General features: G+C 38.5%; 21 protein-coding genes. 10 read left to right on the top strand and 11 right to left on the bottom strand.

Annotation, left to right across the window (positions count from 1 at the left end; all coding sequences use genetic code 11):
* Positions 1 to 259 precede the first annotated feature (259 nt).
* The gene (locus tag R3E32_05945) at positions 260 to 2113 is read left to right on the top strand and encodes a glycosyltransferase family 39 protein (GenBank protein ID MEZ4884264.1); all 1854 of its coding nucleotides are present in this window, start codon (positions 260 to 262) and stop codon (positions 2111 to 2113) included.
* A gap of 30 nt (positions 2114 to 2143) precedes the next feature.
* Here R3E32_05945 and R3E32_05940 read toward each other — a convergent pair whose 3' ends face one another.
* Positions 2144 to 2767, bottom strand: coding sequence for a L,D-transpeptidase (locus tag R3E32_05940; protein ID MEZ4884263.1), 624 nt, complete (start codon positions 2765 to 2767; stop codon positions 2144 to 2146).
* A 67-nt stretch (positions 2768 to 2834) separates the two neighbouring features.
* Here R3E32_05940 and R3E32_05935 point away from each other — a divergent pair, with 67 nt between their 5' ends.
* Positions 2835 to 3698 (top strand): alpha/beta fold hydrolase, encoded by an 864-nt coding sequence (locus R3E32_05935; protein MEZ4884262.1) that lies wholly within the window; start codon positions 2835 to 2837, stop codon positions 3696 to 3698.
* A 172-nt stretch (positions 3699 to 3870) separates the two neighbouring features.
* On the opposite strand, the gene R3E32_05930 is transcribed toward R3E32_05935, so the two are convergent.
* Complete coding sequence (locus R3E32_05930; protein MEZ4884261.1) at positions 3871 to 4425, bottom strand: hypothetical protein; 555 nt, start codon at positions 4423 to 4425, stop codon at positions 3871 to 3873.
* Between the two features lie 304 nt (positions 4426 to 4729).
* Between R3E32_05930 and hisIE the strand changes: the two genes are divergently transcribed.
* Positions 4730 to 5317, top strand: coding sequence for a bifunctional phosphoribosyl-AMP cyclohydrolase/phosphoribosyl-ATP diphosphatase HisIE (gene hisIE / locus R3E32_05925; GenBank protein ID MEZ4884260.1), 588 nt, complete (start codon positions 4730 to 4732; stop codon positions 5315 to 5317).
* A 14-nt stretch (positions 5318 to 5331) separates the two neighbouring features.
* Here the strand turns inward: hisIE and R3E32_05920 are convergent, their stop codons facing one another.
* On the bottom strand, positions 5332 to 5922 hold the full coding sequence (locus R3E32_05920) for a hypothetical protein (protein ID MEZ4884259.1): 591 nt from the start codon (positions 5920 to 5922) through the stop codon (positions 5332 to 5334).
* A gap of 142 nt (positions 5923 to 6064) precedes the next feature.
* Positions 6065 to 8026 carry a transglutaminase domain-containing protein gene (locus tag R3E32_05915; GenBank protein ID MEZ4884258.1) on the bottom strand — a complete coding sequence of 654 codons (1962 nt, stop codon included), beginning with the start codon at positions 8024 to 8026 and terminating at the stop codon, positions 6065 to 6067.
* Positions 8027 to 8496: 470 nt separating this feature from the next.
* Here R3E32_05915 and R3E32_05910 point away from each other — a divergent pair, with 470 nt between their 5' ends.
* From R3E32_05910 to coaD, 5 genes are all read left to right on the top strand, one after another.
* Entirely contained in the window at positions 8497 to 9513 is a 1017-nt protein-coding gene (locus R3E32_05910; protein MEZ4884257.1) for an MBL fold metallo-hydrolase, read from the top strand.
* Positions 9514 to 9673: 160 nt separating this feature from the next.
* Positions 9674 to 10243 (top strand): hypothetical protein, encoded by a 570-nt coding sequence (locus R3E32_05905; GenBank protein ID MEZ4884256.1) that lies wholly within the window; start codon positions 9674 to 9676, stop codon positions 10241 to 10243.
* Positions 10244 to 10373: 130 nt separating this feature from the next.
* Complete coding sequence (locus R3E32_05900; protein MEZ4884255.1) at positions 10374 to 11237, top strand: DUF3822 family protein; 864 nt, start codon at positions 10374 to 10376, stop codon at positions 11235 to 11237.
* 141 nt (positions 11238 to 11378) lie between these two features.
* Positions 11379 to 11963, top strand: coding sequence for an RsmD family RNA methyltransferase (locus tag R3E32_05895; protein MEZ4884254.1), 585 nt, complete (start codon positions 11379 to 11381; stop codon positions 11961 to 11963).
* A gap of 28 nt (positions 11964 to 11991) precedes the next feature.
* A complete protein-coding gene (gene coaD / locus R3E32_05890) occupies positions 11992 to 12465 on the top strand; it encodes a pantetheine-phosphate adenylyltransferase (protein MEZ4884253.1) in 474 nt (157 codons plus the stop codon).
* A 17-nt stretch (positions 12466 to 12482) separates the two neighbouring features.
* Here coaD and R3E32_05885 read toward each other — a convergent pair whose 3' ends face one another.
* From R3E32_05885 to R3E32_05860, 6 genes are all read right to left on the bottom strand, one after another.
* The gene (locus R3E32_05885; GenBank protein ID MEZ4884252.1) at positions 12483 to 13784 is read right to left on the bottom strand and encodes a serine hydrolase domain-containing protein; all 1302 of its coding nucleotides are present in this window, start codon (positions 13782 to 13784) and stop codon (positions 12483 to 12485) included.
* A gap of 318 nt (positions 13785 to 14102) precedes the next feature.
* Entirely contained in the window at positions 14103 to 15047 is a 945-nt protein-coding gene (locus R3E32_05880; GenBank protein ID MEZ4884251.1) for an alpha/beta fold hydrolase, read from the bottom strand.
* A 19-nt stretch (positions 15048 to 15066) separates the two neighbouring features.
* Positions 15067 to 15483 carry an SET domain-containing protein-lysine N-methyltransferase gene (locus R3E32_05875; protein MEZ4884250.1) on the bottom strand — a complete coding sequence of 139 codons (417 nt, stop codon included), beginning with the start codon at positions 15481 to 15483 and terminating at the stop codon, positions 15067 to 15069.
* Positions 15484 to 15504: 21 nt separating this feature from the next.
* On the bottom strand, positions 15505 to 16443 hold the full coding sequence (locus tag R3E32_05870) for a T9SS type A sorting domain-containing protein (GenBank protein ID MEZ4884249.1): 939 nt from the start codon (positions 16441 to 16443) through the stop codon (positions 15505 to 15507).
* Between the two features lie 53 nt (positions 16444 to 16496).
* Positions 16497 to 17429 carry a T9SS type A sorting domain-containing protein gene (locus R3E32_05865; GenBank protein MEZ4884248.1) on the bottom strand — a complete coding sequence of 311 codons (933 nt, stop codon included), beginning with the start codon at positions 17427 to 17429 and terminating at the stop codon, positions 16497 to 16499.
* A 53-nt stretch (positions 17430 to 17482) separates the two neighbouring features.
* Entirely contained in the window at positions 17483 to 18433 is a 951-nt protein-coding gene (locus R3E32_05860) for a T9SS type A sorting domain-containing protein (protein MEZ4884247.1), read from the bottom strand.
* A gap of 229 nt (positions 18434 to 18662) precedes the next feature.
* Here R3E32_05860 and R3E32_05855 point away from each other — a divergent pair, with 229 nt between their 5' ends.
* Positions 18663 to 21143: a von Willebrand factor type A domain-containing protein gene (locus R3E32_05855; protein MEZ4884246.1), complete on the top strand. Its 2481-nt coding sequence runs from the start codon at positions 18663 to 18665 to the stop codon at positions 21141 to 21143.
* Positions 21140 to 21421, top strand: coding sequence for a hypothetical protein (locus tag R3E32_05850; GenBank protein ID MEZ4884245.1), 282 nt, complete (start codon positions 21140 to 21142; stop codon positions 21419 to 21421). Before R3E32_05855 ends, R3E32_05850 begins: the two co-directional genes overlap by 4 nt.
* Here R3E32_05850 and R3E32_05845 read toward each other — a convergent pair.
* A complete protein-coding gene (locus R3E32_05845; protein MEZ4884244.1) occupies positions 21418 to 22962 on the bottom strand; it encodes an acyl-CoA carboxylase subunit beta in 1545 nt (514 codons plus the stop codon). The genes R3E32_05850 and R3E32_05845 overlap by 4 nt on opposite strands.
* Positions 22963 to 23118 lie beyond the last annotated feature (156 nt).

The raw sequence follows: 23118 nt of genomic DNA, 5'->3' as shown, positions 1-23118 counted from the left end.
TCTAAAGAATGTAAGATTTTCATTTGCCCCTATGACTTCTTCAATGTTCGTATAAACCACCTCATCGCTGCAATTGGAGTGCATACTACAGCAGAATGTAACTATGAATAAATATTTTAAAAAATAGACCATAAGAATATTTTTTTTGACCAATGTTTGGAAAGAAAGAAAGGCGGTATTTTAAAGTAGTCGTAGTGTGATTTTTGATGACTAAAATTAGTACCTTAACGCCTGTAAAACCTATGCTGTTTTGTTACCTATGAAAAAATACCATTTCCTACTATTTCTTTATTCTCTGCTTATCCTTGAACGATTCTACGGAATTTGGTTCTTGCGTTGGGCATTTGATGAGGAGCAAAATTTTGGAGGCGGTACGGCAATGCTCAAAGGGGGTTTGAACTTGTTTGGGGCAGGTATTCCGAATCCAGAAATGGAGTATTTGGTGACTATTTATGGTGTTGTGGGTAAATACCTTGCAGTCATTCCTGCTGCAATGGGTTTTGCATTGGAGAAAATATTGCCAATAGATTTGCCGATTCCTTTGGGCTTGATTTTTACCCGTATTGTAGTGTCTTTTTTGCCGAGTGTGCTGACGATTGTTTTGATGCACCGAATCGTTGGTTTGATTAGTGATAGTAAGGTGTTTCTTTTTTCTACGCTTGCTCTTTTCTTGTTTACCTTCAAGCACATAGAAACCTCACATTATGGCGTGTCAGACGCACTTTCGACTTTTTTTGTGGTGTTGAGTGTGTATTGTTTTTTGCAGTATTCATTGAAGGGAAAGCGAAAGTATTTGATTTGGACGGCTGTAGTTTGTGTGTTGACAGTTTCTACCAAAATCAATGTGGGGGTGGTGGTTACGGCGGTGGTGTTTGTGTGTTTGATTTTTGAAGGGAGAGACGGAGAGGTGGAGAGTTTTTGGGAAGAGGGAGAAAAAAGTAGAGGAAACCTTACCAACAGTTGCAAACTTTGGCAATGGTTGAAACGAGCAGAACACAGAGGCACAGAGGCACAGAGGATTTTTGAAGGGACAGATGGAGAGGTGGAGGGTTTTTGGGAAGAGGGAGAAAAAAGTAGAGGAAACCTTGCCAACAGTTGCAAACTTTGGCAATGGTTGAAACGAGCAGAACACAGAGGCACAGAGGCACAGAGGATTTTTGAAGGGAGAGATGGAGAGGTGGGGAGTTTTTGGAAGAAAATGATGGTGTTTGGAGGGGCTTGGGGACTTGCTTTTGTGGTGATTAACTTGCCTTATTTGATTCAGATTGAAGTGTGGTACAGTGAATTGGTTCGACACATAAACGAATATCCCTATACAATCAAAGGAACTTGGCAAACTCCTTTTTATTTTCATCCTCCTTTTGGAGTAGGTTGGGGAATTTTGTTGTTGACTTTTGCAGGGATAATACACTATTTGTTTGATAAACAGGCTTTTTTGTTCAAAAGTAAAATGGCGGCAAATAGTGTATTTTTTCCAGCCTTGTTCTTTTTGATTTTGTTCTATATGTATCTTACTTTTAGTCGGGGCATCATTCACCGTTGGACGATTCCGATGACTCCTTTTTTGGTGTTATTTGCAGGGTATTGTATTGCTGCTCTTTATGATTGGTGTTTGTGTTATGCCCAACAATTTGACAAGTGGATAGGAGGGGGCGTTGTATTGCTTATTTTGGTGATGAACTTTCAAACTATTGGTCATGTACTTCAATATGATTTGGCATTGACCGCTAAGCCAACTACTTATGAAAAACTCCAAAACTTTGTTGATGAAAATGTATCACCCAATACCTGTATTTACAATGTGGAAGGAATTGTATTGACACATTGCAGTGAAGAAGCCCCTGCGAATATTGAAGCGTTGAAAAGCAGTGAACTTCAATACATCATTTTTTCTGATTTTTGGTTTTCCGAAAGGCGTTACCCTGTTTCTATTTTATACCTTGATGTGATTGATGAAAGAACGCATGGCAATTGGCGAAGCATCCGAAACTACATTGAAGGAGAGGGGAGTGGCTGGAAATTGGAACAAATTATTGAACCTGAATTTTTTAGCTATTGGAGTACGAATATTGCACAAGCACCTATTTTTTATGTGTATAAATCATTGAAGTAATTTGGTGAAAATTGATTGGAGGAACATCCTTCAATTTTCTGTTCCGAAACCCTCGATTTCTATTTTTGTTCCTTTGCTGATGTAAGGGTAAAATTCATCAATGTGTTTGTTTTTCAAAGAGATACAACCCAAAGTCCAGTTTTTACCCATATCAATCAAAAAATCCTGTCCGTTGGGTACTCCATGAATACCGATTTGTCCGCCGATTGTTGCTTTTTCTGCAATCTTGCCATCTTTTTTCGCTTTTTGATGTTTGTGCCAAGAGTCTTTGGTGGGATAATCCACCCAAATAAATTTTGACCATTTTTTATGTGGATATCGATCTCGTACTACAAAAAGCCCTTCTGGTGTACAGCCATCGCCTTCAGTTCGTTTGTCGTCAATTGGATTGAAACCAAAGACAACGGGATAGGATTTGAGTGTTGTGCTATCTGCCATAATGTGAAGTTCACGTTTTTTTTTAGAAATGTAAATGCATAGGGCTTTTTGGGGAATTTGAAGCGAATCTATAATGTGTGAAATAGGAATAGATTGATTTACATATACTTTTGGAGGAGGTTGTTTTATTTGCTCTTTGAAATGGTTGCAGCTCACTGCGAATAGTAAGCAGCAGATTGCTAAAATGTCAAATAGATTTGGGTGTAGTTTGGTCATTGGACAGATGATTTTTTGCTATATTGAACGGTGATTTTTCCGAGAATATTTCCAAACCGTGTAAACTATGATTCCGATTACTTTGAATGATTCCAGAATCAAGAATTTAGTAAGTATTTGTTTTCTTCAAATTGGGAAGATGTTGGGAACTATCCTATTACTTAGTGTGTTTTTAAGTGCTTGTCAATCAGGCCAAAATAACACACAGACTCAGGTGATTACTGAAAACAATACTCCTGACATACAACCTCCAAAGCCTTCTCCTTCAACTTCCTTTACACTGCCCTATAGATTGAATCCGAGTAACTTACCCGAAAATGAAAAAGCTCCTATTGTATTTGCATTGCACGGCTTCAAAAGCAATATGGATGATTTGTTTGGACTCAAAGATTATATAGATCCCCGATTTACCTTTGTTAGTGTTCAAGCACCTCATAGCGCAGGAGAAAATCAATACAAATGGTATGACTTAGTGTTTTCCAACAAGGGGGATGTGAGTAGCAATACGACCGAAGCGGCTGAAAGTGTGCAGATTTTGTCCAGTTTCATTGATGCAGCAGTTGCACAATTGAAAGCGGATGTAGATCAAGTTTATTTATTGGGATTCAGTCAAGGAGCAATGATGAGTTTGTACTTAGCTTTGTCTGAACCCCAAAAAATTGCAGGTGTTGCCGTTTTGAGTGGCAAAATGATTGAGGGCTTGGAAAGTCACATTAGTCAAAATAGAGATGATTTATCCAATCTTTCTGTATTGGTGACACACGGCAAAAACGACAATGTTATAAGCATTGAACAAGCAAGAGAAATGAATCAGATGCTTGAAAAATTACCTGTTCGCCTTAGCTACAATGAATACAATATGGGACATCAAATCTCAGAGCAATGTTTGAAGGATATAAGTAAGTGGTTTGAAAATAGTATAAATAGATAAATGACAGATGGGTTCTACTTAGATATACTTGGACTTTGGACGAAAGAAGTAGGAAGCAAGAAGCAAGATATAAGTAATTGATAATTAGATTCCTGCTTCTTGTATCTTTGCTCTCTCGTCAAAAGTCTAAATACATTAAATCCTTCAAAAATATGCTACTGAATAGTTGGCTCTATTCTGAATCATTTTGAATGATATTCAAGCTTTTGGTTTTACCAAACCATTCAACTGATTTGCGATTGTACGCCAATGCAGCTTCTTCGGCAGTTTCAAAAACACCCAGTTCATGTGGTATTTTGCCTTTGAAAATAGCTGCTCGATAGTTGCCACTTGGAAGTTTGTAAACACCACGGTAATTGCTATCTGTATTCCCGCTGTACGGAATGTTACGGATAATTTGTGAGGAAGTAGCCCACATCAAATTGTTCGTACGACAATCCAACCTTTCTGCATTTTTGAATGTTACCAGCAAGCGTTTCTCGCTCTCTGGTTGAGGAATAAGGCGTTCTGCTAAATAGCGGTGCACATAGATTGTTTCATTTTTATAGCCTTTCCCATCAGGTTTCGGGTGATTCTTTTGGTAAAAAGCATAGCCATAAGAATGAATTCTTAGGTGTTTCAATAAATCAATAGATTTGAAGTATGGGTTGTTGGTCAACAACTCATAACCGTCATCGGATACCAATAATAGTTTATCGGTATTTTTTAAAGGGATTTTGTAAAGCATTTGATTAAAAAATTGAACGTTTGAAAAAAAATAATAACAAAAAAATGTATTGTAAAATGGGTGTGTATTATCAAAATTAAAAAATGTAAAATTAACAAATATTCATTACTATACAAACTAAAAAAAGCATCTGCAATCAATTCAAATAATTAAATAGTTAAAATTAATTGTAAAACAGTATATTTCTTTAAATATACGATAGGATAATTTTTTGCTAAAATAACATTTTTCTTAATTGAAGCAAAATATCTTTTGTTATTAATAGCTTTGTAGATGATTATTCTCAAAAAAACTGAAAAATACAATGAATCTTGATTTTATCAAAATGGATGGTTTGATTCCTGCAATAGTGCAAGATGCGGATACACACAAAGTGTTGATGCTTGGATATATGAATGAGGAGGCACTTCAAAAAACACTTGCCGAAAAACGGGTGACTTTTTACAGTCGGTCGAAAGAGAGGCTGTGGACAAAAGGAGAAACTTCAGGCAATTTTTTGGAGCTTGTCAGTCTAAAGGAAGATTGTGACAGTGATGCCTTATTGGTGAAAGTACGTCCTAAAGGGCCTGTTTGTCATACAGGTAGTGATACTTGCTTTGAAGAGAAAAACCAACAAGCACATTTTTTGGCGCATTTGGAGCGGGTGATTCAAAACCGAAAAAAACACCCTCAAGCCAATTCTTATACCAGTAGTTTATTTGAAAAAGGTATTAATAAAGTAGCGCAGAAAGTAGGAGAGGAGGCAGTAGAGTTGGTGATTGAAGCGAAGGACAACGATAAAACTCTTTTTTTGGGAGAAGCTGCCGATTTGATGTATCATTACCTCGTACTTTTGGCTGCAAAAAATTACACTTTAGAGGAAGTGATTGAAGTATTGAAGCTACGTCATTGACAGATAGAGGTTTGTTATTCTATTGTTGGTGAACGCCTTTTGCTAACAAAATACCAGATTCTTAGAATGAGTACGACTACTAATATGACAACTAAAGGAATGTGTGCGGATTCGGTCAATGAACGTTTCCAATAGCTACTCATAAATATGCTCCAAATCCAATATCCACCTACTGTGTGTAAGATTTTCCATTGTCGGGTTGTTAAATATTGTGCGAAAAAGGAAAATGAGGTCAGCAACATCAATACAATAAATAAGTAAGCAATGCTACCTGCTGCAATAGAAGTTTTGGCTGCTAAATCAAAAACTGGATGGAAATAGTATTGAAGGATGAGTAAGAATTTTAAGTGAATAAGGTGAATGATGGCAAAGGAAATGCCTATGTATTTTCGATTAGTCAATAACCAAGCAGAAAAAATATTTTGAAGTAGGTGATGTAAACTCGAGGCTACAAATGCGCTGCAAAACAGCAGGAAACTGATTCGTGCTGACCACTTAATAGCTTCTCTTGTAGATACTTCATTGAAGCCAAGCACCATGAAAAACGATAGAAATATCATTATAGATAGTCCGACAGTTACTTGAACAATGCTCCATTTTTTCATGAAATTACGAATTAAAATGAATTTTCTTTTGAAAAGGGCGCAAGATTTTAAAGAGTTGATGAGGCGTGTTTTAAAAGAAATTTGTTTGCCATAATTAGATTGTATATTTGCACTTATTTTTTGCCTAAAATATAGTACAGTATTAGTCTGTTTCACCTGCTTCTCGCAATATGCCATCTACTATCTTCATTCTATCCTTGCACTTAGTGGTTATTTCTGTTAATTGCTCTTTTCTCAATTCGGAAAGTGATTTCACAAATGCCACTCGTTTTTCAAACAATTGATCTTCAATTTGTTGCTCTAATTCCAATAGTTTGTTTTCCGCAATCGCCAATTTTCTATCCTCCTGCAGTTTGTTGAGAAAATCCTTCTGATAGCTCATTTTGTCATAATAATCTTGGTTTTTCAGGTCGTATGCTACCTTTAACTTTTGGTTTAGTGCATCATACTGAGCATCTTCTCCCATATCAGCAGCCATCATGCGTTTGTTTTGGCGCAGTAGTTTTTTGTTTTCTTTCAGCATAGCGATAGCAGAACTATCTTTTATTCCCTTTATGTCAATCAGCATTTCTATAGTATCTAAAATGGCATCATTGTGATTTTGAATGTCTTGAATACAAATACTTTTCAAACTGTCAATTTTTTCGCCATAAGGCTTCAATTGCTCTAGTTTCGCTTGAGAGATGTTTAATTGAATCCGCAAGTCAACATTTTGTAGAACTTGAGGTGCGAAGGCATGCTCGAACTCCCAGTTTTGAGCAATTTTTTTGTAGTAATACTGTGTGCTATCTCTCAGCGATTTGGAGTCAGACATCGCTTCTTCAATCATAAGCTCATTTTTTTGAATGATTTCTTGGTTGATTTTTAGTAAAGAATCTGCCTCTTCTCGTTGATTTTTAGGTTTGGTCGTATCTTTAAGATTATCACTAGTCGCTTCTTTTGCTTTACTTTCCCAATCCTTAGCCCGTTCAGATAAACGGCTGATGCGTTCACCAATTCTATCGGATTCTCTATCAAACCCTTCTATCATTTTTGTATTTCGGATAGTGTAGCTTTTATTTGGAGTTAAAATTTCGCTTCGTTGGGTAGTAAGTTTATTCTTGTCACGACTGTACATTGCAGATATATCTTCCTTGTATTTTTGTGCATTTTCTAAAGCAAGCAGATAGTGTTTTTTGGCTTGTTTACACACACTCACATTGCGAGTCCTACTTTCGGTAAGGTCAAGTGCATAACTTGCGCTGCTATAAGTGATTAGCTTATGATTGCGGGGATTGAACTCCAATGCGTTCTCTGCAATATAAACAGGTTTGTAAAAGGAGTGAGATAGGTCGTACTTCGCAAGGTGGCGATTGTAGTGTAGTGTGGTATCAGTAGGATTGGCTGCTAAAAATGCTACAACAGATTCGTTGCCGTGTTCAAATGTATCTAAAGGCATTGGATGGTAATTCAACTGCCACATGGGATCGGCAGGTAAATGGGTTAAAATCCAATCCTTCGGATGTGCCAAAAAATAGGCTTCTCTAAATCTTGGTGTCCACTCCAGAGCTTGGCTATTAGGGTCGTGTTTCGAAGCATCTTCGGGTCGTGCTATTTGCTTGATACTCTCTATCGAGCCACTTAGCAAAGCCATATCGACCATGTACCAAGTGCTGTCCAGCTCGACAGCATTCCATGTATGGTTGGTAATATAGAATGAATCACCCTCATCGTAGAACATATCTTTTAAATATCCTCTCACTTTATAGCATTTTATTTTTGCTTCTTGACACATTGCCAAAAACAAATGGGCGTGGTGCTCAGGGCCTGCCAATCTTCTCAGAATAATATCGGTTGGCAAAACATCTTCCTCCTTTTGGTTTAATACCGCATCTACATCTATGGCAATATTGTTGCTTATCCATACTGCAATTGCCCTGACCTTATCAAAATCATTGTCGTATTCTTCGGTTAAATATTTGGTCAAAGTAGCCATGTCAATTGCCTTACCTGCAGGATTGGTTTTGGAATGAGCATCGACTTGACTGAAATCTCTATCTTTTTGCGCCATTATTGAGCCACTTACCAATAGAGAAAAGAATAAAAAAGTAATTAGTTGTTTCATATATTTATGTGTGTTGAAAACTATTTGCAGAAATTGATTCATATAAGTATTAAGAAGAATGACCGAGAATCTTGAAATTTATTTTATAAAATGCTGATTTTCAAAATTAGTAGGAGCAAAAGGATAAACTTCAAAGAGTTTTCGCTACCAATATCTTCAATGAATTCATAATTTTGAAATAAAGCTAAAAGATTTTGAAGGATTTTGGCAAACGCTGCAATAGAAAATGTGTAATTTGTCTTACCAAAGGCTTAAACTACAAAAAAGGAGCGTATTTTCATCCTTCCGCCGAACCCCAAAAATATAAAATTGGTGGAGTATAGCGTGAGGACACTTTGGTAAAGCTAAAAATACTGCTGCCTACACCTATAAGTGGTTAAAAATATAAAACACAAAAAATCATAGTATTAACATGCTTAATTGGGTAATTAAATTTATTTTTACGAAAATTTAATTACTTTTTTTTACTTATGGACAAGAACATCACCTATCGTTTCAACCCACAACTTCCATTTGTCAAAGAGAACCTAAAAGGCAATAAGATGGAGAATGGAAAATATGTCAATGACAAACGCCGCAAACATCCTGCCTATTCGACCATTCTAAAATGGCAACTCGGAGGAAACCCACAAGCAAAAGAAAAAAAAGCAGATAACTATAAACCTGATTGGCAGGAAAATAGGAACATATTTGAGAGTCAGGAAAATACGCTTATGTGGCTTGGGCATGCTTGTTTTTTTATACGAATCAATGGCGTTTCCCTTTTGACTGATCCCTGTTTGGGGCGTGTAAGTGGCTTATTGAAGCGAAATGTTCCAATTCCCTGTGATGTCAGTGACATAAGAGGTATTGACTATATTTTGATGTCGCATGGACATAGAGATCATTTCGATGTTCCTTCTCTCAAAAAAATCCTTCAATACAATCCAAAAGCACATTTTTTAGCACCAATGGATTTGGGAAGCCTCATTCTCCCTCTTGGGACTCAAAATTATCAAGAAGCAGCGTGGTACCAACAATACCAAATCCCACAAGACGATTTGCAAATTTCTTTTTTGCCTGCTATCCATTGGAATAGACGTGGTTTATTTGACTTCAATGACATGCTTTGGGGCAGTTTTTTGATTCAAAGTCCTGACTACAATATATACTTTGCCGGAGATACCGCTTATGGGCAACATTTTCAGCAGATTAGAAACACTTTTGGCGACATCACGATTGATGCTACAATGATGCCAATTGGTGCATACAAACCAGCGATGGTCATGCAAGGGTCACATGTCAATCCTCAAGAAGCTGTGCAGGCCTTCAATGAATTGCAGTCCAATACTTTTATTCCAATGCACTTTGGTACTTATGATTTAAGCGATGAACCGATTGGAGAACCTATTCGTAGTTTAAGAGCATTGAGTCAACAAGGAGAATTGAAGGGAAATCTGAAAGAATTGGCAGTAGGAGAGGCTTGGAAATTGAAAAGAAACCCTTGAAAAAATATAAAAATGGTTTTTATGATAAAAATTTCACCAAAGATTTTTCATTTCACTTAAAATCTCGTACTTTTCAACTTAATAATTGACAAAGATTTCTTTTAATTTTTCAAAAATCGTATTATTGCGTATTGTAAAAATCTGCAACTAAACACAAGATATGAACGGATTAAAAATAGGTTTGAATATTGCGCTACTTTTGATTGTAGCCTACTTGTCTTATGCATTGGTTAACACTGTCAAAGAACCAATTGACTTCGAAAACGAAAAAGTGAGAAGGAATGAGGATCTCATTTCAAAACTGGAAAAAATCAGGCAAAGTCAAACGGCGTTCAAAGATTTGTACACCGAGTATGCAAGTGATTGGGATACTTTGGTGACTGTTGTAAAGAACGATAGTTTCCAGGTAACGAAAATAATCGGGAATCCAGATGACACTACTATTGTCACCAAAAAGGAAATCATCAAAATATCAATTTTGGATTCTCTTTTTGCAGGACGAACCTCTATGGCAGATTCGCTTCCTTTTGTACCCAATACCAATGGTATAAAGTTTGACATTCAAGCTGATACTATTGTTAGAAGTGGTGTGACCATACCCGCTTTTGAAGTTTCTGTACCTTATACAGATGCTTATAACGGACTTCAGAAAAAGTATTATGCTCAAAAAGTAGGCGAAGCTTTCAAAGTAGGTTCCATCAAAGAAGGACATACCAATATTTCCTACTAAGACACAAGTTTGACATTTTAATAGCGATTCGATTGAAAAATCGTTATCAAGCTGTACATTCACAAAGCGATGCTATGATGTCCTATTCATAGCATCGCTTTCTTGTTCAATACATTAAATACCTTGACCTCTGGAAACACTAAGCAACATACAGGTAAACCACCAAATAAAACATCGTTTTTTTGACAATCTCAATGTCAACAACCATGTTTTGTCTGTTTATATCGGGCGAGATGAAATTTCTTATGCCATCATCAATTATGAAGACCATGTAGTCGTATTTTTGAAGTCCTATCGTTTGCGGGAAATCAATAACTTCTTTGCCTACAAACTATTGGTCAAAGAGTGTTTGGAACAAGAAGAACTGTTCAATCGAGAATTCAAAAAAATAAATGTTGGAATCAATGCGGCCGATTTTACTCTAGTACCACACGATTTTTTTGACAGCCAAAAAATGGAAGAATACCACCGCTTCAATCATCATACAGAAGGAAATCTTGAGTATTTTTTCGATGTTATTGACGAACCAAAAATTGTCAATATTTTTGGAGTAGAGAGTTACTTGTTGGATACCTTTGAAAGCACCTTGGGAATTTTTGACATCAAACACAGCCAAACACATTTGATTCAAGAAGTCCTGAAAACAAGCAGCATGGTAGAAGGTCGAAAAATTTATATCAACCTTCAAAGAAATCACGTCGATGTTGTAGGTATTTACCGATACAAACTACTGATCGCCAATTCTTATCAATATGAAAATGGAGAGCATTTACTGTATCAAACGCTCAATGCTGCCAAGCATATAGGTTTTGATTTTGAAAACGATACATGCGTTTTGATTGGAGATATTGGAGTTGATGACAAAACTTACCAATTATTATCCAAATACATACAACACTTAGAGTTTGGTGAGCGACCGAGTTTGGTCAAATATTGCAGCGAATTGGATGTCATTCCCAACCATTATCACTTCAATTTGTTCTGTATTTCTTAAGTGATTTTAGTATAGCCAATAAAATAAGTTCCTCTATAGCATAAAGACTTTCGCCCAAAGTCTAAATCAGGATATTATTTTATGGATAATCCCTATTTATTTGTATATCAAAAACTTTTTCTTCAAAATTAATTGTCAAATATGAGAATCATTGGCGGCAAGCACAAAGGTTATAAATTTACCCCTCCCTCCAAAACCCCTGCTCGTCCGACAACCGACCGTGCAAAAGAAGGGCTATTTAACATTCTCTACAATACCTTTGATTTTGAATACACAAAAGTGTTGGATTTGTTTGGAGGTACAGGTAGTATCAGTTATGAATTTGCATCGAGGGGGTGTCAAGACATCACTCTGGTTGAAGTGGATAAAGGCAATATCAAATTTATCCATAGAATCGTTGAAGAACTGGAATTCCCCATCAAGATTGTGCAGTTGGATGTTTTCAAATTTATGCGAACCAACCCACTGCAGTATGATTTGATTTTTGCTGGGCCACCTTATCCGCTTACCAATTTAGACACAATTCCAGATAAAGTGTTTGAACATCAAATCATTGCGCCCGAGGGTTGGCTCGTTTTGGAGCATAATCCGAAGCACAAGTTTGATGACCACCCATATTTTTTGGAAAAGAGAAATTATGGCACCACCATATTCAGCATTTTTGAAGCTCCAAGTGTGGAAATAGAAACAGAACAAACAGATATTCCACCAGTACAAAATAATTAGCTACAGCTTTTTTAATTACTACAAACGTATGTCCAAAATAGCAGTTTTTCCTGGTTCTTTCGACCCGATTACCAAAGGTCATTTAGACATCCTTCAAAGGGCAGTACCTCTTTTTGATGAAGTAATCGTTGCGATAGGCATCAATTCTCAGAAAAAATACCTCTTTTCGCTCGAACAAAGATTGGCATTTATTGAAGCAACCTTTGAAGATGAGCCAAAGGTGAAAACTGCTACTTACGAAGGATTGACAGTGGAGTTCTGCAAAAACATTGGCGCAAAATATTTGGTGAGAGGCTTGCGCTCCAACTTAGATTTTGAATACGAAAAACCCATTGCCCAACTCAACAACGACCTTTATCCTGATATGGAAACCATTTTCCTAATCAGCCAACCACAATACGGACACATCAGTTCGACCATCATTCGTGAAATCTACAAAAACGATGGCGATATTTCGCAGTTTTTGCCCAAAGCAGCTTGGAACTTGATGAAGAAAAATTGACTCCTCAATCACCAACTTCAATCTTCCAAAGCTCCATAAATAATCGCATACAATTTCTCCCAAAATTCGGGGTGATAAGAAGGATACACTTGAGTCATGGCAACCATCACCATATCTTCAACTGGATCTACCCAATATTTTGTGTTGAAAATACCACCCCAACCAAAAGTACCAACAGAACCTGATGTGCGAGAAAGACTGGATTCGGTCAGCATCGAAAAACCAAGTGAAAAAGTAGCCCCGTTTTTCCCCATAAGTCCATAGTCTTCAATGCCCAAATGCTGCAATTGATCCGTTGCAGTCATCAACTCTACCGTTTTTCGTCCCAAAATATGCTTGCCATTGTAGCTGCCCTTGTTGAGCAACATCTGTGCAAAAATGGCATAATCCATTGTTGTCGAACTCAAACCTGCACCTCCCGAAAAATAATCCCTTTCCTCCATCATTGGATAAGCATAGGTATAGGTACGGATATCATGTTTATTCAAACCCTTGTTTTGTACTTCATAATAAACTGGAACTAAACGAGCAGATAAGTTTTTGGGTAAGTAAAAATGTGTTTCTTTCATGCTCAAAGGCTTGAAAATGTATTCACTGCAAAACTGCCCCAAAGTCTGTCCCGACAAAACTTCGACCAAACGGCCCAAAACATCGGTGCTGTGTCCATAAGTAAATTTTTCACCAGGTTGGTGCATCAAAGGTTGTTCTGAAAGCCGCTTAGACATACTTGCAGTCGTCATGCCTTGACCCGCTAAATCCATCACCGTTGCACCATTTTTGGCGTAAATCGCTCCTGAAACTTTGCTTATAAAATCGTAGGAAATTCCCGAACTGTGCGTCAATAAATGTCGAATCGTTATTGGATTTTTGGCTTCAACCGTTGTGTAAGTGCTGTCTGCCTCATTGAAGCTATCCAACACTTTTGCGTCTTTCCATTCGGGCAAATACCACCAAACAGGGTCGTCTAAACGGAACAATCCCTTTTCGAAGAGCATAAAAGTGGCTACGGTTGTCACGCTTTTGGTCATGGATGCCAAGCGAAAAATATCGTCTTTTTGGTAAGGTATTTTCGCATCTACGTCCTTGTTACCAAACGTTTTGAAGTAAGCAACTTTACCTTTTCGAGCAATCAAAACAGTGCCACCTGGTAGCCAGTTTTTGTCAATATACTGTTGAAACAGGGCATCAATGTTTTCCAACTGTTTAGAGGATATGCCCACAGTTTCGGGTTTTGCCTCAGCCAAAGGTTGGGCTTGCAGATTGACTGCTATAAAAAGGCAAACGGTCAAAAAGAGAAAGTAAGTCGTTTTGCAGTTCATATTTGTATTTTGAAAATTGTTTGTGTTTCTATGACAAAATCTATGATTTTTAGACTTTGGACGAAAGAAGTAGGAAGCAAGATGCGACATATAAAAAATTGATAATCAAAACCTTAACCTATTGATGTGATTGAGTACAAATAACTGGTTATCAATTAATTAAACTCTTACTTCTTACATCTTTGCTCCTTCGTCCAAAGTCTAAATGATTTAAGACTTCAGAAGTTTATCTTTTAAGAAAATCAAATGGCTGCTATTGACATGGCAATTAAACTTTTGAACAACGAAACTTCCGAAGTCTTGCCTTTTTATTGGTAGCTATTGCTTCAAAAAATCTCCCTCCAATCCCTTCAAAAACACATTCACCAATTCTTTGTATTCTTCGGTATGAAACAACACATCACGGGTATGGTCGCCGCCCCAATCCAAGTGATGAAAGGTGAAATTGTTGGGTTTCAATTTTTTGGCAATGTTCACCGATTGTTGAGAGTTGGTCTGTTCATCTGTTTGAGAATGAATTAACAAAACAGGTTCTTCAATTTTGGAAGCAGCTTCGAGGATATTTGCTTCATGGTAATCTATTCCCGCCCGCCAATTGACCACACCCATCACCCCAACCGAAAGAGCAGATGCCGCCATGCCATAATCACGGTTGGCTCGCTCAAAAATAGCTGAATACCAATCCTGAAACGGTGCGTCTGCAATGATGAACGCCACATTTCGAGCATCAGCTCCAGCCGTCAAAACAGTTGCAGCCCCCCAAGATGCTCCCAACCAACCAATTTGTTTATCAGTTAAGCCTTTTTCTTTTTCTACCCAATCCGTCACCGCCAATAAATCTTTGGATTCCTTGATACCGCCCGTAGCATAGATGCCCCCGCTTTCGCCATGCGCTCGATGATCGTACAAAACCAAATCACAACGACAGTCCTCTAATGCAGGCACATACTTCAATGAACCCGCCCAAGTGTCGGTCCATCCATGCGCCAAAATGACTACACAATGAGTTGTATCTGATTTTTGAAAATATTTTCCTTTGATTTGAATGCCGTCAAAAGAAGTGACCGAAATGTCTGTTGGAGAGGGGAGTAGTGCCATCATGGATTCATAAGTCTTTCCCCAATTAGAGATGATTCTGGATTTGGTCAATGCGTCCGAACTATGGGGAAACAAAATTCGGTCGGACAAAGCCCAAGATACATATACATAAGCTGCTGCAAAAACAACCAACAAAAAGAGAAAAAAGCGTTTGAAGAATTTCATCGTGGATGGTGTTTGGTGTTCACTTTTCGCCTGTAAATATCTCACTTTCTTCCACATTCTCAAACCACAATTTGGGGGCATCTTTCAAGCCACCTGTGTAGTCAATAAAAATCTCACTGCATTTCTCAATCATTCGAGTACAATGTATTTCGATTTTTTGGTTGTCTATGTCAAAGACTATTTCCGCATTGGGTGTATAACTGTGGTTGTAAATAGACCCGTAGCCCAACACAAAACACCTTTGGGGATGGGGTTTTGGAGAAATAAAATAATAGTCAAACAGAGAAGTTTGGTCAATCAGCTTGTAGTCTTTGGGAGGAATAATGAGGACAGGACACAACTCAATGATGTCTCCTTTCTGCAATGGGTGAAGTGTGAAAACACCTCGCCCTCGCCCTTCTGATTCGGTGATGTAAAGTCCTGGTACGTGCATCATATCAGCAAGGTACGAAAAAAATCACTCTACCAACACTTTCCCATTCGCCAATACTTCTCCCTTTGCCTTCAACTGAAAGAGGTACAATCCTTTCTGCAAACCTTCGATGTTAACCTTTGAAGTTCCGACATTCGACACAGGATAAATTACCTGCAATTGACCTACCGTATTGAAAATCAATAACTCAACGTTTCGTTTTGCAGCCAAATCTGTTCCTACTTCAATGGTGAGTAGGTTTTTTGCAGGGTTTGGGAAAATTTGAAGGGAAGGGTAAGTTGGGTTTGCTTCAATTGAAGTTGTGCCTACTTCGATGATGACAAGGGCAGTATCTATAAAAGTTAAACTTCCAACTGTCCAATCCTGTATACTTTTTACCTTGTATTGAAATGAATCTATACCTACAAAATTATCATTAGGAATATAGTTAATGTGCCTTTCTTCAACTATGGTAGCTATTCCAAAATTAGCACCATCAAGAATTTCAATTATTTTCATATTAATGCCGTTATCATTGTTCAATACATAAACAGTGACTGGTGTATTGACTTGAGTATAAGCAGAATCATTCTGAGTGATTAAAGGAATTGGTGATATATCAGGTTCGGAACAGTTAGGGTCACAATATTCTTCACAATTTCCTTGGACAATTACCAATCGATATTCTGTTGAACTATTTTCACTATTATCTGTGGCAGAATAAGTTACGATATAAGAGCCTGCATTAACAGTACAAACACAATCGCCTCCAATTTTCACCCCCAAAGTTCCATCTATATTATCAATAGCATTTGCACCAAATTCGATGTAATTGCCATAACAAGGTATCACAATGATAGAAGAATCTATAAGCGTCACCACAGGCGGAATCGTATCTTCTTGAGCATTAATATCAACAACATTCGAGAAGAAAAATATAAAAAGTATATTTGTTCGCAAAAATAAAGTGAATAAGTATTTCATAATGAAAATATTTTGATGGTTGGAAAAATTTGAAATATAAAAAAACAGTAAAATCACTCTACCAACACTTTCCCATTCGCCAATACTTCTCCCTTTGCCTTCAACTGAAAGATGTACAATCCTTTCTGCAAACCTTCGATGTTAACCTTTGAAGTTCCGACATTCGATATAGGATAACTTACCTGCAATTGCCCTACCGTATTGAAAATCAATAACTCAACATTTTGTTTTGCAGTCAAGCCTGTTCCTGCTTCAATGGTGAGTAGGTCTTTTGCAGGGTTTGGGAAAATTTGAAGGGAAGGGTAAGTTGGGTTTGCTTCAATTGAAGTTGTGCCTACTTCGATGATGACATAAGCTCTACTGGTCCAATCTGAATGGTTTTTAGATTGGTATTGTAAAGTATCTTGCCCTATATAACCCAAGTATGGTTCATATTGAATCAATTGTTCGTCAATAATGGTGGCGATTCCGTGGTTAGGAATTGTTAGTATATCTGTCACTCTTGGATTTGAAGTAGTTGTCCCGTAGTCATTTGCTAAGACGGGTATGGTAATAATTGTATTTATTTGAGTCTGAACAAAATCATCTTCTGCAAAGAAATAACTCATCAGTAATTCTTGAGGACAAAAATCATCGGGACAAACTCCGCTACATTCCCCCTGAACAATGACCAAGCGAGATGCCTCTCCGATATTTCCACTTGCATCTGTTGCTGTATAAGTAACAACATAGGTATTTGGGTGAAAATAGACATCACAAATACAATCGCTGCTTACTGAAACATCTAAAACTCCATCCACATCATCATAAGCTATTGCTCCAAATTCGATATAATTGTTATCACAATGTTGAAGAATAGGCACAGGCCCAAAAACCGTCACCACAGGCGGAATCGTATCTTCTTGAGCATTAATATCAACAACATTCGAGAAGAAAAATATAAAAAGTATATTTGTTCGCAAAAATAAAGTGAATAAGTATTTCATAATGAAAATATTTTGATGGTTGGAAAAATTTGAAATATAAAAAAACAGTAAAATCACTCTACCAACACTTTCCCATTCGCCAATACTTCTCCCTTTGCCTTCAACTGAAAGATGTACAATCCTTTCTGCAAACCTTCGATGTTAACCTTTGAAGTTCCGACATTCGACACAGGATAAATTACCTTCAATTGCCCTACCGTATTGAAAATCAATAACTCAACGTTTCGTTTTGCAGCCAAATCTGTTCCTACTTCAATGGTGAGTAGGTCTTTTGCAGGGTTTGGGAAAATTTGAAGGGAAGGGTAAGTTGGGTTTGCTTCAATTGAAGTTGTGCCTACTTCGATGATGACAAGGGCAGTATCTTCTTGAGTTATAAGCCCGTAATCTGGTATATTGTGAGAACTTTTAATTTCATATAGCATTGTATCAACACCAACGAAATTATTATTAGGTTGATATTCAATCCATTTATTATCAATTATCATTGCAGTGCCTGATTTGGGTTCTGAAACAATGCTATTGACGATTAAATTTTTGCCTTCATCATTGGCTAAAACAGGAATGGTAATGGGTTGATTAGAGTTTGTTTCAATGAAATCATCTTGCGCTTTTGTTACTTGTGGAGAGATAATATAATGATGGTCGCATTCCCAGTAAGGTTCACACCATATATTACACGACCCCTGAACTATCACTAAGCGAGCTTCTATTGAACTATTTCCACTTGCGTCTTCTGCAGTATAAGTAACAAAATAAGAGCCTGAATATGTTTCACAAATACAATCCCCACCTATCGTTACAGGTACAAAACCATCTACTTCATCATACGCTTCTGCACCAAATTCAGTATAATCTCCATCACAAGGCACCACTACTATGGGAACAGGAACAGGACTAAGTATATTTATTATAGGCGGAATCGTATCTTCTTGAGCAAGAAGTACATTCGATTGAAGGAGGCAAAAAATAACGGAAATAAGAAAGTAGCTACATAAATTTTTCATAACAAAATCAGTTGTGATTTGAGAAAATGGAAGTGAATGAAAAATGTAGCATTTGTTGTCTAATAAATCCCTTAATGCTAATGTATTACTTATTCTGCAAAAAAACAAGTAAGACAGATAAAAACACAGAATTTGAATTGTTAATAAAGCGTTAATGTTTCGTTAATGGATGCATAAAATTTGGTAAAAATGTAAAATGGGTAATAACTTGCAGCAAAACCATCAAACTATGCGACAATTACTACCCATTATTTTTTTCGTTCTTTCGTTTTATTCTTCTATTTTGTCTGCCCAAAACGAACTTCCCTCCAATGCACAGCCCGGCAAATGTTATGCGAAATGTTTGATTCCAGACCAATACGAAACGATAACAGAACAGGTTTTGCTCAAAGAAGCCGCCACTCGAATCGAAATTATCCCTGCTGTTTACGACACCATTGAAGAACAAATACTCGAAAAAGAGGCTTATACAGTTCTGAATTTAGTGCCAGTTGTATTTGAAACCAGATCAGAAGAACTGTTGGTTAAAGAAGCGTCAAGTCGGTTGATTTATCAAGCACCTGTTTTTGATACGATTAGCGAGCAAGTTTTGGTGCAACCTGCAAGAACAATGTGGAGCAAAGGCAGAGCAATTGCAGGTTGTTTGAGTGCAAACCCTGAAGATTGTACAACCATGTGTTTAACAGAAATACCTGCTGAATACCAAACCCTTACCCGTCAGTTATTGCAAAAGCCTGCAACAATCGAAGAAATAGAAATACCCGCCGAATACAAAACCATCACCAAAGCTGTTGTTAAAACTTCTGCTCAAATTGTAGAAAACACCATTCCTGCCGTTTACCGAACCATACAAAAAGTAATTGTCAAAACTCCTGCAACAACAAAAGTAGTAGAAATTCCTGCTGAATATAGTACGGTAGCAACTCGAAAACTGGTCAGACCAGGAGGCTTTACCGATTGGGTAGAAGTGCTTTGTGAAGCTAAAATCACTCAAACCAAAGTTGCCGAAATTCAGCAAGCATTGAAGGCGAGAGGCTATGATGTCGGCGCAGTTGACAATGTGATGGGAGCAAAAACCAAACAAGCCTTGGTCGAATATCAAAAAAAATCAGGTTTACCTGTTGGAAATTTGAACATAGAAACAATGAGGAGTTTGGGAACAGATAGCGGTTCGCCCAATATTCGATACAATTCAATTCCTCCACCAAATTCACCTCCTCCTTCATACCCTTCAATCGTTGCTCCAAATGCCCGACCTGTTCCTCCACCGCCTCTCATTGCAGTCGAGGAGGTGAACACAGAACAATACGACAAAATCACAGAAAACGGTTTTGAAAAATCCACCGAAAAGCCCCTTTCCACTTTCAGCATTGATGTCGACAAAGCTTCGTATAGCAACATTCGCCGATTTATTAATGGAGGGCAATTGCCGCCCAAAGATGCGGTGCGTATTGAAGAAATGGTCAATTATTTCGACTATGATTATCCACAACCGACCGATGAACATCCTTTTTCTATCAATACCGAAATGGGAAAATGTCCGTGGAACACCGACAACTATTTGCTACACATTGGATTGCAGGGAAAGGATATTTCTTTAGAAAACATTCCTGCCAACAATTTGGTCTTTCTATTGGATGTATCGGGTTCGATGGATTCACCCAATAAATTGCCCCTATTGAAGGAATCACTGAAAATGTTGGCACGTCAGATGCGTCCGCAAGACAAAGTTTCGGTGGTTGTGTATGCAGGGGCAGCAGGATTGGTTTTGCCACCCACATCGGGAACGGACAAATTGCAGATTTTTGATGCCCTTGACCGATTGAATGCAGGCGGTTCGACAGCAGGCGGAGCGGGGATTGAATTGGCCTACAAAGTTGCTCAAGAACAATTGATACAAGACGGCAACAATCGGGTGATTTTGGCAACAGATGGCGACTTCAATGTGGGTATTTCCTCCGATGAAGCATTGGTAGAACTCATTGAGAACAAACGACAAACGGGCATTTATTTGACTGTACTGGGCTTTGGTACAGGCAATTACCAAGACTCCAAAATGGAAAAATTGGCGGACAAAGGAAATGGCAATTACGCTTATATTGACAATATCATGGAAGCCAAAAAAGTATTGCTCAACGAGCTGAGTGGCACGCTTTTTACGATTGCCAAAGATGTGAAAATTCAAGTGGAATTCAACCCTGCAAAGGTTGCCTCCTATCGTTTGATTGGTTATGAAAACCGCCTGTTGGCAGCCCAAGATTTTCAAGACGACACCAAAGATGCGGGTGAAATTGGCGCAGGGCATACCGTCACGGCACTCTACGAAATTGTGCCATTGAAGGGCAAACCAAAAGCGAAAGATTTGAAGGTGAATCCATTGCAGTATGAGGAAGCCGAGCGAAAACCGACCAAATTTAAACAAGACGAATGGGTAAACATCCATTTTCGCTACAAACCTCCAACTTGGGACAGCAGCAAGTTATTGACCCATTCTGTCAAAACCAACCAAATCGCTCAGGTTTCCGACAATTTCACCTTTTCGGCGGCGGTCGCTTCTTTTGGGATGTTGCTTCGAGATTCGGAACACAAAGGCACTGCTTCTTATTCAACCGTGGAGCGTTTGGGCAAAGCTGCAAAGGGAGAGGATAAAGAAGGCTATCGGAAGGAATTTTTGGAGTTGGTGGGGACGGTGAAAGAAATAGAGAAATGAAACACAATTACCAAGCACATAAGGAACTGTTCGATAGACTTGGAATAAAGGCAACCGAGCAAAAAAACGGTGTCTTTTGTGAATTTGCCACCGACCAAATCAAAGCCTATCAACTCCTACACATCCTACTCCACGAACTGGGACATCACTACGACCGAATCAAAACAAAAAGTAAACGCAAAGCTCCAAGAGGAGAAAATCTTGCAGAGAATTTCGCTTTTGAATACGAAGAACAAATGTGGTTGGATTACCAGAATGCTTTTGGGGTGGTGTTCTAAAGCGGCATATTCCCATGTTTCTTCTTGGGCAACTTCAATACCTTGTTTTCCAGCATTTTGAATCCTTTAATCAACTTGATGCGGGTATCTTTGGGGTGAATCACCTCATCAATAAAACCCCGTTCGGCAGCACGGTAAGGGTTCGCAAATTTTTCGGTATAATCGTCCACTTTTTCCTGCAATTTGGCTGAGGGATCTTCGGCTTGAGCAATTTCATTGCGGAAAATAATCTCGGCAGCTCCCGAAGCACCCATCACTGCAATTTCGGCAGAGGGCCAAGCAAAGTTGAGGTCTGCGCCAATGTGTTTGGAGTTCATCACATCATAGGCCCCACCATAGGCTTTTCGGGTAATGACCGTCACTTTAGGCACAGTCGCTTCACTAAAGGCATAGAGCAATTTTGCACCGTTGGTAATGATGGCGTTCCATTCTTGATCCGTTCCTGGCAAAAATCCTGGCACGTCCACCAAGACCAATAAGGGGATATTGAAGGCATCACAAAAACGCACAAATCTCGCTCCTTTTTTGGAGGAATTGATATCCAAAACGCCCGCCAAATACGCAGGTTGATTCGCCACGACTCCAATGCTCCGCCCTGCAATCCGTGCAAAACCCACTACCATGTTTTCAGCATAGCCTTTATGCACTTCCAAAAACGATTCGCCATCTACCACTCCTTCAATGACTTCTCGCATATCATAGGGTTGGTTTGGTGATTCGGGCAACAAATCGGTCAATTCTGGACGGGTTTCGTCTTTTTGGACTTCGTAGGGATAAACAGGTGCATCTTCTTCGCAGTTTTGCGGCATATAGCTCAACAAGTCTTTGAGGGTGTTGATGCAAACGACTTCGTTGGCGCAGGCAAAATGTGTGACTCCCGACTTCGTTGCATGAGTTGTCGCTCCGCCCAATTCGTCGTGTGTCACCGTTTCATGTGTAACCGTTTTGACCACATTTGGACCCGTCACATACATGTAGGAACTGTTTTCGACCATCAAAATGAAGTCGGTAATCGCTGGAGAATAGACCGCACCGCCCGCACAAGGGCCCATGATGGCAGAAAGTTGTGGAATCACCCCAGAAGACAGCGTATTGCGGAGGAAAATATCGGCATAACCTCCCAAAGAATTTACGCCCTCTTGAATCCTTGCGCCTCCCGAATCGTTCATCCCAATCAAAGGCGCACCGTTTTGCATCGCCAAATCCATGATTTTGCAGATTTTTTCGGCATGTGTTTCGGAGAGCGAGCCTCCAAAAACGGTGAAATCTTGCGAAAAAACATAGGTCAATCGCCCATTTATCGTACCATAACCTGTCACGACTCCATCTCCCAAAAACTTCTGATTTTCCATCCCAAAGTCCTTAGAGCGATGTGTCACCAACATCCCAATTTCTTCAAAACTACCTTCGTCCATCAACAATTCGATGCGTTCTCTGGCGGTTAGTTTGCCTTTTGCGTGTTGTTTGGCAATGCGTTTTTCGCCACCTCCCAATTGGGCTTGGGTGATTTTGGATTGGAGGTTTTGGAGTTTGTCTTGCATGGTTGTAGATGCTTTAGCTGCTTGTTTGATGCGTTTGATTCTATGGATGCGAAGGTATTGCTTGTTTGGTGAAAATCCAAATTTGATGTAAGGTGGAATTGTAGAGAGTGAATTGTTAATGCTTTGTTAATGAGTATTTAAAAATTGCAGCAAAAT

It is taken from the genome of Chitinophagales bacterium, assembly GCA_041392475.1.
GTDB lineage: Bacteria > Bacteroidota > Bacteroidia > Chitinophagales > UBA2359 > JAUHXA01.
This window is presented reverse-complemented; position numbering and strand designations above follow the sequence as displayed.